The organism is Candidatus Pelagibacter ubique HTCC1062, assembly GCF_000012345.1.
GTDB lineage: Bacteria > Pseudomonadota > Alphaproteobacteria > Pelagibacterales > Pelagibacteraceae > Pelagibacter > Pelagibacter ubiqueversans.
This window is the reverse complement of sequence record NC_007205.1, coordinates 1,189,931-1,204,892: the sequence shown is the minus strand read 5'-3', so window position 1 is coordinate 1,204,892 and position 14,962 is coordinate 1,189,931. Positions and strand designations below refer to the sequence as shown.

The 14,962-nt window shown below is 32.7% G+C and carries 20 protein-coding genes; 15 read left to right on the top strand and 5 right to left on the bottom strand.

All coding sequences use genetic code 11. The features are described 5' to 3' along the window. Positions 1 to 4 precede the first annotated feature (4 nt). Both SAR11_RS06350 and SAR11_RS07080 read left to right on the top strand, forming a co-directional pair. Entirely contained in the window at positions 5 to 616 is a 612-nt protein-coding gene (locus SAR11_RS06350; protein WP_006998014.1) for a DUF3726 domain-containing protein, read from the top strand. Further along, entirely contained in the window at positions 609 to 779 is a 171-nt protein-coding gene (locus tag SAR11_RS07080; RefSeq protein ID WP_011282266.1) for a hypothetical protein, read from the top strand. The genes SAR11_RS06350 and SAR11_RS07080 overlap by 8 nt, the downstream gene beginning before the upstream one ends. Here SAR11_RS07080 and SAR11_RS06345 read toward each other — a convergent pair. The 3 genes from SAR11_RS06345 to SAR11_RS06335 form a co-directional block, all read right to left on the bottom strand. Beyond that, complete coding sequence (locus SAR11_RS06345; RefSeq protein ID WP_006998016.1) at positions 776 to 1,321, bottom strand: hypothetical protein; 546 nt, start codon at positions 1,319 to 1,321, stop codon at positions 776 to 778. The two genes, SAR11_RS07080 and SAR11_RS06345, sit on opposite strands and share 4 nt — an antisense overlap. A 149-nt stretch (positions 1,322 to 1,470) precedes the next feature. After that, positions 1,471 to 2,829 (bottom strand): glycine cleavage T C-terminal barrel domain-containing protein, encoded by a 1,359-nt coding sequence (locus SAR11_RS06340; protein WP_011282265.1) that lies wholly within the window; start codon positions 2,827 to 2,829, stop codon positions 1,471 to 1,473. Continuing rightward, entirely contained in the window at positions 2,822 to 3,550 is a 729-nt protein-coding gene (locus SAR11_RS06335; protein WP_006998018.1) for a hypothetical protein, read from the bottom strand. The genes SAR11_RS06340 and SAR11_RS06335 overlap by 8 nt, the downstream gene beginning before the upstream one ends. A 100-nt stretch (positions 3,551 to 3,650) precedes the next feature. On the opposite strand from SAR11_RS06335, the gene SAR11_RS06330 reads away from it, so the two are divergent. The 7 genes from SAR11_RS06330 to SAR11_RS06300 are packed head-to-tail and all read left to right on the top strand — an operon-like array spanning position 3,651 to position 7,672. Next, complete coding sequence (locus tag SAR11_RS06330; RefSeq protein ID WP_011282264.1) at positions 3,651 to 4,844, top strand: aromatic ring-hydroxylating oxygenase subunit alpha; 1,194 nt, start codon at positions 3,651 to 3,653, stop codon at positions 4,842 to 4,844. 1 nt (position 4,845) lies between these two features. Beyond that, on the top strand, positions 4,846 to 5,253 hold the full coding sequence (locus SAR11_RS06325) for an AAA family ATPase (protein ID WP_011282263.1): 408 nt from the start codon (positions 4,846 to 4,848) through the stop codon (positions 5,251 to 5,253). After that, positions 5,253 to 5,627: a hypothetical protein gene (locus SAR11_RS06320; RefSeq protein ID WP_006998022.1), complete on the top strand. Its 375-nt coding sequence runs from the start codon at positions 5,253 to 5,255 to the stop codon at positions 5,625 to 5,627. The genes SAR11_RS06325 and SAR11_RS06320 overlap by 1 nt, the downstream gene beginning before the upstream one ends. Continuing rightward, a complete protein-coding gene (locus tag SAR11_RS06315; protein ID WP_006998023.1) occupies positions 5,611 to 6,396 on the top strand; it encodes an enoyl-CoA hydratase in 786 nt (261 codons plus the stop codon). The genes SAR11_RS06320 and SAR11_RS06315 overlap by 17 nt, the downstream gene beginning before the upstream one ends. After that, positions 6,396 to 6,833 (top strand): CoA-binding protein, encoded by a 438-nt coding sequence (locus SAR11_RS06310; RefSeq protein ID WP_011282262.1) that lies wholly within the window; start codon positions 6,396 to 6,398, stop codon positions 6,831 to 6,833. Before SAR11_RS06315 ends, SAR11_RS06310 begins: the two co-directional genes overlap by 1 nt. After that, the gene (locus SAR11_RS06305) at positions 6,834 to 7,253 is read left to right on the top strand and encodes a YeeE/YedE family protein (protein ID WP_011282261.1); all 420 of its coding nucleotides are present in this window, start codon (positions 6,834 to 6,836) and stop codon (positions 7,251 to 7,253) included. Further along, positions 7,250 to 7,672, top strand: coding sequence for a DUF6691 family protein (locus SAR11_RS06300; RefSeq protein ID WP_011282260.1), 423 nt, complete (start codon positions 7,250 to 7,252; stop codon positions 7,670 to 7,672). The genes SAR11_RS06305 and SAR11_RS06300 overlap by 4 nt, the downstream gene beginning before the upstream one ends. Here the strand turns inward: SAR11_RS06300 and SAR11_RS06295 are convergent. After that, on the bottom strand, positions 7,630 to 7,827 hold the full coding sequence (locus SAR11_RS06295; protein WP_011282259.1) for a DUF4170 domain-containing protein: 198 nt from the start codon (positions 7,825 to 7,827) through the stop codon (positions 7,630 to 7,632). The two genes, SAR11_RS06300 and SAR11_RS06295, sit on opposite strands and share 43 nt — an antisense overlap. Before the next feature lie 38 nt (positions 7,828 to 7,865). Here SAR11_RS06295 and SAR11_RS06290 point away from each other — a divergent pair, with 38 nt between their 5' ends. The 6 genes from SAR11_RS06290 (at position 7,866) to SAR11_RS06265 (ending at position 14,717) form a co-directional block, all read left to right on the top strand. Further along, on the top strand, positions 7,866 to 8,435 hold the full coding sequence (locus SAR11_RS06290) for an NAD(P)H-dependent oxidoreductase (protein WP_011282258.1): 570 nt from the start codon (positions 7,866 to 7,868) through the stop codon (positions 8,433 to 8,435). A 97-nt stretch (positions 8,436 to 8,532) separates the two neighbouring features. Then, a complete protein-coding gene (locus tag SAR11_RS06285; protein ID WP_230454324.1) occupies positions 8,533 to 8,880 on the top strand; it encodes a hypothetical protein in 348 nt (115 codons plus the stop codon). 59 nt (positions 8,881 to 8,939) lie between these two features. After that, complete coding sequence (locus tag SAR11_RS06280) at positions 8,940 to 11,372, top strand: GcvT family protein (protein WP_011282256.1); 2,433 nt, start codon at positions 8,940 to 8,942, stop codon at positions 11,370 to 11,372. Then, positions 11,372 to 12,121 (top strand): electron transfer flavoprotein subunit beta/FixA family protein, encoded by a 750-nt coding sequence (locus SAR11_RS06275; RefSeq protein ID WP_011282255.1) that lies wholly within the window; start codon positions 11,372 to 11,374, stop codon positions 12,119 to 12,121. Before SAR11_RS06280 ends, SAR11_RS06275 begins: the two co-directional genes overlap by 1 nt. Further along, complete coding sequence (locus SAR11_RS06270; protein WP_011282254.1) at positions 12,121 to 13,074, top strand: electron transfer flavoprotein subunit alpha/FixB family protein; 954 nt, start codon at positions 12,121 to 12,123, stop codon at positions 13,072 to 13,074. Before SAR11_RS06275 ends, SAR11_RS06270 begins: the two co-directional genes overlap by 1 nt. Positions 13,075 to 13,097: 23 nt before the next feature. After that, entirely contained in the window at positions 13,098 to 14,717 is a 1,620-nt protein-coding gene (locus SAR11_RS06265) for an electron transfer flavoprotein-ubiquinone oxidoreductase (RefSeq protein ID WP_041185799.1), read from the top strand. Here SAR11_RS06265 and SAR11_RS06260 read toward each other — a convergent pair whose 3' ends face one another. After that, positions 14,718 to 14,936 carry a hypothetical protein gene (locus SAR11_RS06260; protein WP_011282252.1) on the bottom strand — a complete coding sequence of 73 codons (219 nt, stop codon included), beginning with the start codon at positions 14,934 to 14,936 and terminating at the stop codon, positions 14,718 to 14,720. Between the last annotated feature and the right edge of the window lie 26 nt (positions 14,937 to 14,962).

Below are 14,962 nucleotides of genomic sequence, written 5' to 3'. Positions count from 1 at the left end.
CATCATGAGATCATTAAGCGAAATAGATACAGTTTCTAAAAGATCAAGTAGAGCTGCAGGATATTCATGGGGGATTGCAGAAGAGATTGGAAAAAATATAAGACTACTCGAAATTTTTAGTTTGCCTGGAATTAAAAACTTAAATAGTTTTTTTAAGAAAAAAAAAGAAATAAGGTTAGAGAATATCAGCATCATAAAGCAAGACAATGAGGCTGGTAAAAATGAATATTGCCCAATAATCGCAGGGGTAAATTTTTTAGATCAGATTAAAACTCTAGAAACTTTAAATGAGATAACGTTTAAAAAAGTCTCATATCCATTACTTTTCCTACCATTTGTAAGTAGAGCAGCTGAGGTAATCGGTAAAAGAATATTCTTAAAAATGGATGACAGGGAGTTTTTATTAAACTTTAATAATAATATTTATTCTAATTACACTAAAAACGAAATTATTGAATCTGCTGAAAATATTTATTTAAAAGTTTTAGAAAACAGAGACTCGTTTGAAGAAAAAGAATGGAATGAGCTTTATAAGCTTTCAGAAGAAACGTTTGTTGAAGAAAATGAAAGCTTAAAACAAGGTGGAGCAGGAGCTGGCCTTACTGATAATGACTAAAGACTTTAATGATCAAGATAATAATGATGAAGAAGTTCTTCAATTAGATAATTTTTGTGAAGAGTGTAAAAAAGAAGACCCGAGTGTTTCTCAAAATTTAATTTTAACAGGATTTAAAACCTGTAATTCTTGTAAGCTTTCAAAAACTATATTTCCAATTTAACTGATATTGCTTATAGGCAAAGCATTCATTTTGCTCATTACAAAAGATATTGAAAGAAAAGCAATTATTAAAAAAGCTAAAAAGACTATTCCAAATGATTTAAAATTAGACTTTAGATTTAAAACTTGTTTTGTTGAAATGATTAATCCAGCAAATATCCAGAACTGAGTTAAAAATATAATTGGGATCATTAAATCTGGTGTTACAGCAAAAAATCTTAAAAGCCCTGGTGCATGAGCAAACCCAACAGCTGTTAAAACTTTTTTAAATGAAACTTTAGTATCTTTATCTGGAAATAATTTTACACCGATCACATAAATAAATAGTCCCCATACAAACCAAGTAAGAATGGCAGTTAAACCAGACATTGCAACAGCAGTTTTAATAACAGTGTTTGCTGCAACAGCTCCTGCTAGCCCGTCTAGTATCATGATAAGGCCTGCAAAATATATTGCAGCTTCACCAAAGTTCTTATTATCTTTGTAAAGAGATTTATCTAATTTAATAGACCGAACAACTATATTTAAAAATTGACCAAACATTATTTATTTTTTTTACTATTTTTCTGAGCTTTGTAAGAAACAAATAGTGGAAAGAGTATTAAAGCAATTATTATTATTATGCAAATTACGATTAGGAATGATTTTGTCATTATTAGTGGGGGAGAATTAACCTCCCCCAAATAATTAATTTAACCTTTAACGACTTCTCTTGTGTTTGCGTTAAACGATTCTGTAAATGGAATATCCACTACCACAGCATCAACAGGCGTTCCTGGTGTGTCAGAATATTTAGCAGGTAAGTGAACTTTGTACTTAGTTCCAACTTTACCTTTTGGGAAACCATTAGCATTTAATGTTCCATCAAATGGCACATATCCCATTGCTATATTTTGACCTTTTTCAGGGTGATACCAAGGTGATGTGATAAATCCTACAGGATCTCCACCACTCTCAGGTGACACTAACCAAAAGTCAGGAGCATATTCTTCAATTGGTTTTCCACCCAACTCAAGACCTACTAACTGAAGTTTGTAAGGTTTTTGACCAGCCTTAAGATCTGCACCCATTTTCTCTAATGCAGCTTTTCCAACATAGTCAGTTTTTTTATTCCACTCACCTTTGCCAGATAGTGAAACTTGGTAACCAAGGTTACACTGGAAAGGATTGTGTTGATGATCCATATCTTGTCCCCAAGAAAGAATTCCAGCTTGAATTCTTCTGTGGTGAGCAGGGGCTATAACCATTAGGCTATGTTTTTTACCTGCAGCAAGAACAGCATTCCACATATCGTCAGCATATTTAGTTGCTTCTCTTAAGTAGATTTCATATCCAGCTTCACCTGAGAAACCAGATTGTGAAATAACACAATCTCTACCACCAACTTTTGCTTCAGCTAAACCATAGAAAGGCATATTATCTAGATCCACTTGATCTCCAATAAGATCCTTCATTAAAGCTTTTGATTTAGGTCCTTGAATTTGCACTGGGCAAACATCAATTTCTTCAATTGTACAATCAAATCTTCCATCAGCGTTAACACCTTGAAGATACATTCCAATATCAGAGTCTGATAGTGAGAACCAAAATTCATCTTTTGAAATTCTAAGAAGAATAGGATCATTTAAAACACCACCATAAGCATTACATAAAATTACATATCTTGCTCTCATGGGTGAGATTTTAGTTGCATCTCTAGTTATAACGTAGTCAGTAAACTTTTCTGCATCCGGACCTTTAACTCTAATTTGTCTTTCAACAGCAACGTTCCACATTGTAACGTGATTTTTAATTGCCTCATATTCAACCATCGCTCCACCATCTTCGGGCTTTACATATCCTCTTGGGTGATAAATACGATTGTATACAGTTGCTCTCCAACAACCTGCTTGCATTGATAAATGCCAATACGGAGATTTTCTTACTCTTGTTGAAATTAACATTTCAACTTTTGTAGGCCCACTCTGTCTTAAGTTGTATGGTACTTCACGATCTGATTGATCAACTGAAGTTACATGATTTAGTTTAGTATAGTCAAATTCATTAGACATAACCGTTCTCCTTCAACCACTTGTTTGTTTCCTTCAAGCCGCCGAATGTATAAATGTGGAAGTTACCAGTAAACTCTTTCACTTTCCCAATTAATTCATTAGGGTCTTTAGGTTTCAATAAATCTAATGCCTTACTAAAATTAGACTTAAGAAAATTTATAGAATTTTTCGCCCCGACAATATTAGCAAATTTAATTAAGCTAGTTATTTTCATTGGCCCAGTAATTCCTACATGCACTGGTACTGACTGCTTAGAAATGAAATCTACGATAGGTTGACTCTCTAATAACCACTGGGTCACTATATAGTCGGCGTAAGGTTTTTTATCTATCATAGCCTTTTCTAATTCTTTATCAGAAATATCCTGACTTCCCTCTGGATGTCCTGCTATTCCTATTTTAATTCCATCAAAAAATCCTGTTTCTAAAATTTGAATTGAACTATCAAATTTTCCAACTGGCTCTCTACTTCCTCCAATAACTAAAGCTTGTTTAGCACCCACATCTTTACATCTTACAATGTAATCTTTAAGCTGAGCATCATCCGTAATTGATCGTGCTGGAAAATGTGGAACTGGATTAAATCCTTTTTTAACTAACGCCGCTGTTTGGTTAGCTGTCTCTTTATAGTCTCCTCCTGGAAGCATAGTTACATAAACATCCTTAACGGGAGGCAGTGTATTAAGATCTGTTTGAGGTCCAACCTCAAGTGAAAAATTCATTTTTCCTGATGATTATCTTTTTTGTATATGCTGTCAAAGAAATTCATCTTGTGGATAAAATATTTGTTGCCAAAAATTGTGCTGGTGATAATTTTTTTTAATGTCTGAAAATCTTAAAAATCTTCAACTTTCGAAAATCTTGGACTTGGAAAAAATTAGAGTGGTTGGGAACCCCATCGAGAAAGCCCATGGCCTACCAAACGAGTGCTACACTAGCTCTGACTATCTAAGCATTGAAAGAGAGAGGATTTTCAAGGATAAATGGACGGTGATTGGCGTTGGAAGTTCTGTGCCAAATGTAGGAGATGCTCAACCTTATAATTTACTAGGCATCCCTCTTATTATTTTAAGAGATAAAGAGAAAAAAATAAGGGTATTTCACAATGTCTGCAGCCATAGAGGCTTCAAGCTTTTAGATGAGCCTTGTGCTTTGAAAAATGTCTTAAGATGTCCATACCACTCCTGGTCCTACGATTTTGATGGAAAGTTGGTTGCGACACCTCACATAGGAGGCCTAAATGTTCATGAGACAGAAAAATTCGATAAATCATCGAGCAATTTAAAAGAGGTTAAAACCAAAATTTGGATGGATATAATATTTATCAATATAAATAGTAATGAATTAGAGTTTGATGAATATATCAAGCCTCTCGAAGAAAGATGGTCAAAATTTATATCTAAGGAAGATCAAAAATTACTTAAGCACTCAAAAGATCATGGATACTTCAGTCTTGATGTTAAGTGTAATTGGAAGTTTGCAATAGAGAATTACTGTGAAAGTTATCACTTGCCTTGGATACATCCTGAATTAAATAAAGTTTCAAATATTAGTGATCATTACCATATTCAAGGTTTACCAAATAGATTTGCTGGCCAAGGAACAAATAAATATGATCAACCTGTTAAAGGAAATCAAAGTTTCAATAATTTTCCAAATTGGCCTAAAGACTTATTCAAAAAAGCTGAGTATATCGCTTTATTTCCAAATGTAATGATTGGTCTTCATGTAGACCATTTTTATGTTTTTTGGTTAGAACCTAAGTCTTTTAGTGAGACTAAAGAACATTTAACGATGTATTATGTTGGTGATGATAGTGCAAATGGTTCTGAGTTTACTGAGATGAGAAAAAAAAATGCAGAATTTTGGAAGGAAGTAATGATTGAGGATATAAAAGCTATTGAGGGTATGCAAGAAGGTAGAAATTCACCAGTATATAATGGTGGGAATTTTTCACCGATAATGGATAACCCTACACATGAATTTCATAAATGGGTTGCAACAAACTTAGTTTAAAATGAAAATAATATTAATTATGGGTCTTCCAGGATCTGGCAAAACAACTTTAGCAAATGAAATTGCTCCATTACTAAATGCTAAAAGACTTAATGCTGATGAAGTTAGAAAAGAAGCTAATGATTGGGATTTTTCAAAAGAAGGCAGAACAAGACAAGCAAGTAGAATGGCAGATTTTGCAAAAAAATTAAAAGATGATGGAAATTATGTCGTAGCAGACTTTGTTTGCCCAACACCGGAGGCAAGAAACTTGTTTCCTGCAGATTATATAGTTTGGGTAAATACAATAAAAGAGGGACGTTTTGACGATACTAACAAAATGTTTGTAAAGCCTGAAAAATTTGATTGTCAGGTTACAACTCAAGATGCTAAACATTGGGCACCAATAATTATAAAGGAGATAAAATAATGGCGTACGAATGGGATAATAAAAAACCAACAGCACAAATGCTTGGCAGATGGCAACCATTTCATGATGGTCACTATGCTTTATTTCAAGAAATTATTAAAAAAACAGGTCAAGTTTGCATTCAAATAAGAGATGTTCAAGGTGTTGACGATAATCCGTTTGATTTTGACACAGTTAAAAAAAATATTGAAGAAAAGTTAAACCCAGAATTTGAAGGAAGATTTAAAATAATGATGGTTCCTAATATTACTAATATTTGTTATGGAAGAGGAGTTGGTTACAAAATAGAAGAAGTTGTTTTGTCAGAAGAAATTCAACAAATTTCTGCAACAAAAATTAGAGCCAAAATGAGAGAAGATGGCAAACTTAAGTAATATTAAAATTAAACTTTTAAATAAAGATATTGCTTCAATCATCATTAATGAGCCAAAAACCTATAACGCTCTTTCATTAAAAAATTTAGGAGATTTAATTAAAGCTTTTAAAAAACTAGATGAAAACAAAAATATTAAGGTAATAATTATCGAAGGGTCTGGAAAAGGTTTTAGTGCGGGTCACAATTTAAAAGAAGTAAGTGGATTAAAGAAAAGAGAAAAATATCAAAAACTTTTTAATCTTTGCTCAAAGTTGATGCTTCAAATAGTTGAAGGAAAAAAGCCAGTTATTGCAAAAGTTCATGGAGCAGCATTTGCAGCAGGTTGCCAGTTAGTTGCAAGTTGTGATCTAGCTTACAGTACTAATGATGCAATTTTTGCAACACCAGGTGTAAATATAGGCTTATTTTGTAGCACACCGATGGTTGCTGTTAGTAGAAAGGTTAATAGAAAAAGAATGATGCATATGCTGTTAACGGGAGAGCCTATTAAAGCAGATTACGCAAAAGAAATTGGACTAGTTAATAATCATTTTTCTAAATCAAAATTAAACAATGAAGTATTAAAAGTTGCTAAAACTATTGCTTCAAAATCAAGTCTTACAATTAAAATTGGAAAACAAACTTTTTATAATCAATTAGAAATGCCATTGAGAAAAGCTTACGCATACACTAGTAAAATGATGACTAAAAATATGATGGCAATGGATGCTAAAGAAGGCATATCAGCGTTTCTACAAAAGAGAAAACCTAAGTGGAAACATAAGTAGTGAACGATAAAATAAAAGAAATTCTCTCAAAGTATAAAACAATAGCGATGGTGGGTGTTAGTAAAGATGATAAAAAGCCATCAACAATAGTGATGAAGTATATGCAAAAATATGGTTTTAAAGTTATTCCAGTTAATCCAAGTGCCAAAGGTCAAAAGATTTTAGGAGAAGAGGTTTTTGAAAAACTTGAAGATATTAATATACCTATTGATATCGTAGATGTATTTAGACCATCATCTGAAGCTAACAAGTATGCTGAAGAGAGTGTTAAAATTGGAGCTAAAGTTCTTTGGTTACAACTTGGAATTAGAAGCATTGATGCTAAAGAATTAGTGGAGAGTAATGATATTGAGTATATTGAAAATAGATGTACAAAGATGGAATATCAAAAGCTTTTTTTAAATATAAACCCTGCTTTTCCAGTATTACAAAGTTAAATGAATATAGTTAATTTTACTCCAATCTCTGCATTTCTAGGTGGATCCTTAATTGGTTTAGCAGTAATTATTTTTTTTGTATTTAATGGTCGATTAATTGGAATAAGTGGAATTGCCAGTAATTTTTTAACTTCAAAAGATAATAGATTTGATAATTTTTTATTTTTAATTGGATTAATTATCGGACCTATTGTTTATAAAATATTTACTCAACAGGAAATCAATATCACAATTTCAAACTCATTTTATTTATTAGCAATTGCAGGCTTATTGGTTGGAGCTGGTACAAGAATAGGTGGTGGCTGTACTAGTGGACACGGCATCAGTGGTATTGGAAGATTTTCTTTAAGATCAATTATTGCAACAGTAACATTTATGATTGTTGGAATTTTAACTGTTTTGGTAAAAAATTTAATATGAATAAGATTATATCTTTAATTTGTGGAATAATTTTTGGAATAGGTCTTACTGTTTCACAGATGATAGATCCCGCTAAAGTCTTAGGTTTTTTAAATATTTTTGGAGAATGGGACCCATCATTAGCATTTGTTATGATTGGAGCTTTAATAATATCCTCACCATTTTTTCATTTATTTAAAAATAATAAGAAACCAATTTTTGCTGATAAATTTTCTTATTCAAATAATAAAGAACTAAATAAGAAATTAATTATAGGTTCATCACTTTTTGGTGCAGGCTGGGGCTTAGCTGGATTATGTCCAGGACCTGCAATAGCCTCACTGGCTTTATTAAATTTAAATTCTGTAAGCTTTGTAATTTTTATGTTTGTTGGGTTTTATTTGGTTAAATTATTAGATTTAACAATCCAAGCACGATGATAAAAATCATCTATATTTTTTTGAATTAAACTCTTAGCTAAATTATTAGCTTCAATCTCCTCAAAAGGTCCAAATTTTTTTTCTGTATCTTTAATGATAGTTTCAATTTTATTTGGATCTTTATGAATACCAGCAACTACGTAAAAATTTTTCATAGATTTTTAATTTTTCTAGTCTATACACCCTTAATGTAATGAAAAAAATATTTCTTTTATACGGGCACTATAATGAAAAGTCTTTTAATGCAGCTATTAGAGATACATTTATTAAAACAGCAGAAAAAAACGGTAATACAGTTGATTGTGTAGATTTATATAAAGATAAATTCAATCCAGTTTTTGCAGGTGAACAAGCTGGAGAAGACGTTCTAGATCATAGAAGACGTATTGAGAAATGTGATATTATTGTTCTAATTGCACCTATTTGGAACTTTAGAATGCCAGCTATTGTAGAAGGCTGGATAGATAAAGTTTTGTCACCCCCATGGGCTTACACATTTAAAAAATTAGTTGGAAATTATGGTTATCCAATGGGAAACTTAAAAGATAAAAAAGCTATAATCTTTTGTACCTATGGATCCCCAAGGTTAGCGGTTACAACATTTTTTTTAAATTTACCTATTAGAAGGCTAAAAAGAGGTGTGTTTCATATGTGTGGCATTTATAATATTGTATACAGAAGATATTTTGCAGTACCGTTTGTAACAGATGAAAAACGAAAAGAATTTCTTGAGGACGTTAAAAAGACAGCAAATAATATATAAAACCTTATTAATTTACTTTCTAAGTCTTACAATTTCACAAGCAGAATTAATAAAGCCTAATAGTAATATTGAGCCATACCAGGTTGTGGAAATTCAGTTGAAAAGTTTACAAAAAAACAACTCTCCCACTATAGATAATGGCATTGAACAAACCTGGGAATTTGCTCATCCTAGTAATAGAAAAAGCACAGGACCTTTAGATAGATTTAAGACCATGCTGAAGGGCAAGTCATATAAAATATTATTAGATCATTTAGATCATGAAATTGTTCAAGAAAACCTTAACAATTCAGTAGCCTTGTTTGAAGTTAGTGTTCTTGGAAAAGACAAATCCTATTACAAATTTAAATGGCAGGTTGAAAAGTATAAAATAGATGGTCCCTTCAAAGACTGCTGGTTGACCACAATGGTGTCCGCTCCAATGCCCCTAGGATCTTCAATTTAATTTAGAGGGTAAACGAATTTTGTTTCGTTCGTAATGAAAATTTAGTAGGAATCGTGTTAATGAAATCTAAAGCTAAAGTTGTTGTAGTTGGTGGTGGTGTAGTAGGAGTTAGTGCTCTTTATCACTTAGCAAAAAAAGGCTGGTCTGATGTTGTTTTAATTGAGAGAAAAGAATTAACATCTGGATCTACTTGGCATGCAGCAGGTCTACTTCCATTATTTAATATGAGTTATTCGGTTGGACAGCTTCATAAGTATGCAGTGGATCTTTATAAAAAATTAGAAGAAGAGACAGGACAAAATGTTGGTTTTAGTGTCGTATCAAATATTCGTTTAGCAAGCACTAAAGATAGAATGGATGAGTATCATCAATATGCAGGTGTTGCTCAAACAATTGGTGTGGATGTAAAATTTTTAACACCAGATCAAGTAAAAGAAATTTGGCCATTGTGCCGTACAGAAGATTTACTTGGAGCAATCCAACACCCTGAAGATGGATACATTCAGCCAGCTGACTTAACACAAGCAATGGCAACAGGTGCTAGAAATTTAGGTGCAGAGATTTATAGAAACACAGCTGTAGTTGGAATGAAACAAACTAAAGATGGCTGGATTGTTGAAACAGATAAAGGTGCTATTGAATGCGAACATGTAATTTCTTGTTCTGGAAACTTTGCTAGACAAACTGGAAAAATGGTTGGATTAGATATTCCAGTAATACCAGTTGAACACCAATATATTGTAACAGAACCTCATCCAGATATCGTAAAAAGAAAAAAAGATGGCTTACCTGAAATGGGAGTTTTAAGAGATAGCGACAGCAGATGGTATATGAGAGAAGAAGCAGGTGGATTAATATTAGGACCATACGAAGATGGTGCGCCAGCTTGTTATGTTGATGGGCCATCAAAAGATTCAGAGTATGAACTATTTCAAGAAGATTTAGATAGATTAGCACCGCATATAGAAGGAGCTATTCATCGTGTACCAGCTTTTGGAGAAGTTGGAGTTAAGAAAGTTTATAATGGTGCAATTTGTTATACACCAGATGGAAACCCAATTGTTGGACCTGCATGGGGATTGAAAAATTTTTGGATTAATGAAGGACACAGTTTTGGAATAACTGCAGCAGGAGGAGCGGGTTGGCAACTTGCAGAATGGATAATTGATGGTGAGCCAACAATAGATATGCTTGGAGTTGAACCAAGAAGGTTTGGTGATTATGCAACAAAATCTTATTTAAAAGAAAAAAATGAAGAAGCTTACAATCATGTATTTAAAGTTCACTACCCAGATGAAGAAAGAGAGGCTGCTAGAGAATTAAGAACATCACCTTGTTATGACAGAATGAAAGCATTAGGTGCAGTATTTGGTCAAAAATTTGGTTGGGAAAGACCTAACTTCTTCGCAATCGATGGGATGGAGCAAAAAGATGATTGGTCATTTAGAAGATCAAAATGGTTTAAAGCAATTGAGCAAGAATGCAAAAATGTAAAAGAGAATGTTGGTCTTTTAGATATGACGGCATTTGCTAAATGTAGAATTAAAGGACCTGGTGCTGAAGAGTTTTTAGATTATTTAGTTGCAAACAAACTTCCTAAAAAAATTGGAAGAATTGGATTATGTCATGCACTTAATACTAAGGGTGGAGTGCACTCTGAATTTACAATCATGAAAGAAGCTGATGGAAGTTACTATTTAGTTTCTGCAGGAGCAAACCAAAGATTAGATCATGACTGGATTCAAAAGTGGATGCCAACTGATGGTAGTGTTCAATTTGAAAATTTAACAAACAGTATGGGAGTTCTAGTTGTATCTGGTCCTAAAGCTAGAGAACTAATGAAAAGAGTTTCAAGAGATGATTTTTCAAATGAAAATTTTAAATGGTTGAGTGCAAAAAATATTGATGTTGGTAATGCACCAGTTAACGCTATGAGAGTAAACTTTGTAGGTGAGCTTGGCTGGGAATTGCATCATCCAATTGAATATCAAAATCACATCTTTGATAGATTAATGGAAGCTGGAAAAGATTTAGGTCTTAAGCCTTATGGAATTAGAGCAATGAATAGTTTGAGACTTGAAAAATCTTATAAACTTGTTGGCACAGAATTATCAATTGAATATTCACCTTACGAATCTGGGTTAGATAGATTTGTTCATCCCAACAAAGGAAATTTTATAGGATTGGATGCTTTGAATAAATGGAGAGAAAAAGGATTTTCAAATCAATTGGTTACCTTGGAAGTTCACAATATAGAGGATGCAGATGTTTTAGGGAATAATCCAATTTATGATAATGAAAAAGTTATAGGACGTGCAACTGGTGGAGATTTTGGATTTAGACTTGGAAAATCAATCGCATTAGGAATGGTCAAACCAGAGATTGCGACACCAGGGCAAAAATTGAAAATTGATATTCTTGGTAAAATGTACGATTGTACAATTTTAGAAGAAAGCCCATATGATCCTGAAAACAACTTATTAAGAGCATAATGAAAATATTAGTCGCTGTAAAAAGAGTTATTGATTACAATGTTCAAATCAGAGTTAAAGAAGATGGCACAGGAATTGTTACGGATAATGTTAAGATGTCAACCAACCCACCTGATGATAATGCAATTGAAGAGGCTGTAAAAATTAAAGAAGCAGGTAAAGCAACTGAAATAGTTGCGGTTACTATTGGTGAAGAAAAAGCACAAGAAACAGTTAGAAAAGCATTAGCTGTTGGTGCTGATCGAGGAATTCATGTTAAAGTAGATGGCGTAGTCGAACCCTTAGCAGTAGCTAAAATATTACAAAAAATTGTTGATAAAGAAAAACCTGATCTAGTATTTATGGGTAAACAAGCAATTGATGATGATTGCAACCAAACAGGACAAATGTTGAGTGCTTTATTGAACTGGCCTCAAGCAACTTTTGCATCAAAAATTGACATTAAAGACAATAAATTAGAAATAATTAGAGAAATTGATGAAGGCTTAGAAACTATTAAAGTTAACGTTCCAGCGGTAGTTACTTGTGATTTAAGATTAAATGAACCGCGTTATGCATCTCTACCAAATATTATGAAAGCTAAGAAGAAACCAATAGATCAAATGACAGCTGCAGATTTAGGTGTTGATGCAACACCAAGAGTTCAACAAATTAAAGTTGAAGAGCCACCAAAAAGAAAAGCTGGAATTAAAGTATCAAGTGTAGCTGAACTTGTGCAAAAGCTTAAAAATGAGGCGAAAGTTATATAATGTCAATTTTATTAATTGTTGAACATAACAATAAAGAATTAAGACCATTTACTCTTAACGCTATTACAGCTGCCTCTCAAATTGATGGCGATGTTCATGCATTACTAATAGGAAACAATTGCTCTGATGTTGCAAAAGTTTTATCTGAAATACCCTTGGTTAAAAAAGTAATACAAGTTGAAGCCACTCATTACGAAAATTTTCTACCGGAAAATTTTGCACCATTGATTGTTAAAGTTTCTGAAAATTATTCCCATGTAATTAGTTCGGCTAATACATTTGGTAAAAACTTAATGCCAAGAATAGCAGCTTTAATGGACACATCACAAGTTAGTGACATAATCAAAGTGGTATCTCCAGATACATTTATCAGACCTATTTATGCGGGAAATGCATTTGCAACTGTAAAAAGCACTGATGCAAAAAAATGTGTAACTATTAGACCAACTTCATTTGAACCTTGTGAAACTTCAGGTGGATCAGCACCCATTGAAAAAATGGATTCGGTAAAAGAGTTTACGTTATCTAAATTTATTAAAAGAGAAGAAGTTAAATCAGATAGACCAGAACTTGGAACTGCAAGAATTGTGATCTCAGGTGGAAGAGGTATGCAAAATGGTGACAATTTTAAATTAATTACTGATATTGCAGATAAATTAAATGCTGCAATAGGAGCTTCGCGTGCAGCTGTTGATGCAGGTTACATAAGTAACGAACATCAAGTTGGTCAAACGGGTAAAGTTGTAGTGCCAGATCTATATATTGCAGTTGGTATTTCTGGAGCAATTCAACATTTAGCTGGTATGAAAGAAAGTAAAATTATTGTCGCAATAAACAAAGATGGAGAGGCACCTATTTTTAGTGTTGCTGATTACGGTTTAGAAGCTGATTTGTTTGAAGCCCTTCCTCAATTCCTAGAAGAATTGAATAAATTAAACACTATACAAAAATAACAAATAATATAAAAAATTACCATATGCCTAGAGAAGCAATGGAGTATGACGTGGTAATTGTTGGTGGTGGCCCATCAGGACTATCGACTGCTATTAAACTCAAACAATTAGATCCAGAATTAAATATTTGCCTACTAGAAAAAGCATCCGAAATAGGAGCTCATATTTTAAGTGGCAATGTTTTTGAAACTAGAGCATTAGATGAGTTATTACCAAACTGGAAAGAACTTAATTCACCTATAAAAACTAAGGTTTCTAAAGAAAAATTCTTATTTTTAGGAAAATCTAAATCATTAAGCTGGCCAACATGGCTGCTGCCATCGGTTCAGCAAAATCATAATAATTACATAATTAGTTTAGCAAATCTATGTAGATGGCTAGCAGAACAAGCAGAAGCTTTAGGTGTTGAAATATTTCCAGGTTTTCCCGCAAGTGAAATTTTATACAATGAAGATGGATCTGTTAAGGGAGTTGCAACTCAAGACATGGGAGTCGATAAAAATGGAAATAAAAAAGATGGCTTTGAACCAGGCATAGAACTGTTAGGAAAAGTTACTGTGTTTGCAGAAGGATGTAGAGGACATCTTGGAAAACAATTAATAGAAAAATATAATTTATCAGAAGGTAAAGATCCTCAACAATATGGAATTGGGTTTAAAGAAATTTGGGAAATCAGTGAAAAAAATCATGAAGAGGGAATGGTTATGCATACCGCAGGTTGGCCACTCGATAACAATACTTATGGTGGCAGCTTTATGTATCATGCAGAAAACAAACAAGTTTTTTTAGGATATGTAATTGGTCTTGATTATAAAAACCCACATCTTTCACCGTTTGATGAATTTCAAAGATTTAAAACTCACCCTGCAATTAAAAAGATAATTGAAGGTGGAAAACGTATTTCATATGGAGCAAGAGCTTTAATTGAAGGTGGACTTCAGAGTTTACCAAAAATGTTTATGCCTGGAGCTTTATTAATTGGTTGTGATGCGGGAACTTTGAATATGCCTAAGATTAAAGGATCACATACTGCAATGAAAAGTGGAATGATTGCTGCAGAAACAATAAACGAACATTTAAAAGAAAATAAAGATTTATCAATTTATGAGGATAAATTTAAAAAAAGTTGGATTTATGAGGAGCTCTACCAAGCTCGAAATGTTAAACCAAGTTTTAGCTGGGGTTTAATTCTTGGAATAATATTTACAGGAATTGATCAAATATTATTTAGAGGAAAATTACCTTTTACCTTAAGACATAAGCATGCTGACCATGAAACATTAAAACCAGCAAATGAAATGCCAAAAATTGATTACCCTAAACCAGATAATGTGATTACATTTGATAAAACAAGTTCTGTTTATTTAACAGGAACAAATCATACCGACAATCAACCTGTACACTTACAATTAAAAGATCCGAACTTACCGATAAATTATACTTTAGAAAAATTTGATGAACCTGCTCAAAGATATTGCCCCGCAGGCGTTTATGAAGTTCAAAATGAAAATGGTGTAAATAAATTTGTTATAAATTCTCAAAATTGTATTCATTGCAAAACTTGTGATATTAAAGAACCTTCTCAAAATATTACTTGGGTAACACCCGAAGGAAGTGGTGGGCCTAAATATGGAAATATGTAGTTAAAAGGATAAGATAATACCGGCAACAATAATTAAGCAAGACGTTAATCCAGCAAAAACTAGGTTTGTTAGATTTTCTTTTTCTTTTTCTTTTCTAGCTCTATTTAAGAGAATATTTATATCAACTCGACCTACTGATGAAACTTCCTCACTCTTTTCAGGGGTTGCTAAAGGAGGAAGATCATTTAACTCTGTAGAACTTATTTTTTCAGCACTCATGTAGATAATAAACCATCAAAATACAA

Bases quoted from the DNA above. Each gene is read 5' to 3' on its own strand.
- SAR11_RS06265 (WP_041185799.1), top strand. From the start codon at position 13,098: ATGCCTAGAGAAGCAATGGAGTATGACGTGGTAATTGTTGGTGGTGGC.
- SAR11_RS06350 (WP_006998014.1), top strand. From the start codon at position 5: ATGAGATCATTAAGCGAAATAGATACAGTTTCTAAAAGATCAAGTAGA.
- SAR11_RS06330 (WP_011282264.1), top strand. From the start codon at position 3,651: ATGTCTGAAAATCTTAAAAATCTTCAACTTTCGAAAATCTTGGACTTG.
- SAR11_RS06325 (WP_011282263.1), top strand. From the start codon at position 4,846: ATGAAAATAATATTAATTATGGGTCTTCCAGGATCTGGCAAAACAACT.
- SAR11_RS06340 (WP_011282265.1), bottom strand. From the start codon at position 2,829: ATGTCTAATGAATTTGACTATACTAAACTAAATCATGTAACTTCAGTT.
- SAR11_RS06295 (WP_011282259.1), bottom strand. From the start codon at position 7,827: ATGAAAAATTTTTACGTAGTTGCTGGTATTCATAAAGATCCAAATAAA.
- SAR11_RS06345 (WP_006998016.1), bottom strand. From the start codon at position 1,321: ATGTTTGGTCAATTTTTAAATATAGTTGTTCGGTCTATTAAATTAGAT.
- SAR11_RS07080 (WP_011282266.1), top strand. From the start codon at position 609: ATGACTAAAGACTTTAATGATCAAGATAATAATGATGAAGAAGTTCTT.
- SAR11_RS06280 (WP_011282256.1), top strand. From the start codon at position 8,940: ATGAAATCTAAAGCTAAAGTTGTTGTAGTTGGTGGTGGTGTAGTAGGA.
- SAR11_RS06335 (WP_006998018.1), bottom strand. From the start codon at position 3,550: ATGAATTTTTCACTTGAGGTTGGACCTCAAACAGATCTTAATACACTG.
- SAR11_RS06270 (WP_011282254.1), top strand. From the start codon at position 12,121: ATGTCAATTTTATTAATTGTTGAACATAACAATAAAGAATTAAGACCA.
- SAR11_RS06275 (WP_011282255.1), top strand. From the start codon at position 11,372: ATGAAAATATTAGTCGCTGTAAAAAGAGTTATTGATTACAATGTTCAA.
- SAR11_RS06260 (WP_011282252.1), bottom strand. From the start codon at position 14,936: ATGAGTGCTGAAAAAATAAGTTCTACAGAGTTAAATGATCTTCCTCCT.
- SAR11_RS06315 (WP_006998023.1), top strand. From the start codon at position 5,611: ATGGCAAACTTAAGTAATATTAAAATTAAACTTTTAAATAAAGATATT.
- SAR11_RS06305 (WP_011282261.1), top strand. From the start codon at position 6,834: ATGAATATAGTTAATTTTACTCCAATCTCTGCATTTCTAGGTGGATCC.
- SAR11_RS06320 (WP_006998022.1), top strand. From the start codon at position 5,253: ATGGCGTACGAATGGGATAATAAAAAACCAACAGCACAAATGCTTGGC.
- SAR11_RS06290 (WP_011282258.1), top strand. From the start codon at position 7,866: ATGAAAAAAATATTTCTTTTATACGGGCACTATAATGAAAAGTCTTTT.
- SAR11_RS06300 (WP_011282260.1), top strand. From the start codon at position 7,250: ATGAATAAGATTATATCTTTAATTTGTGGAATAATTTTTGGAATAGGT.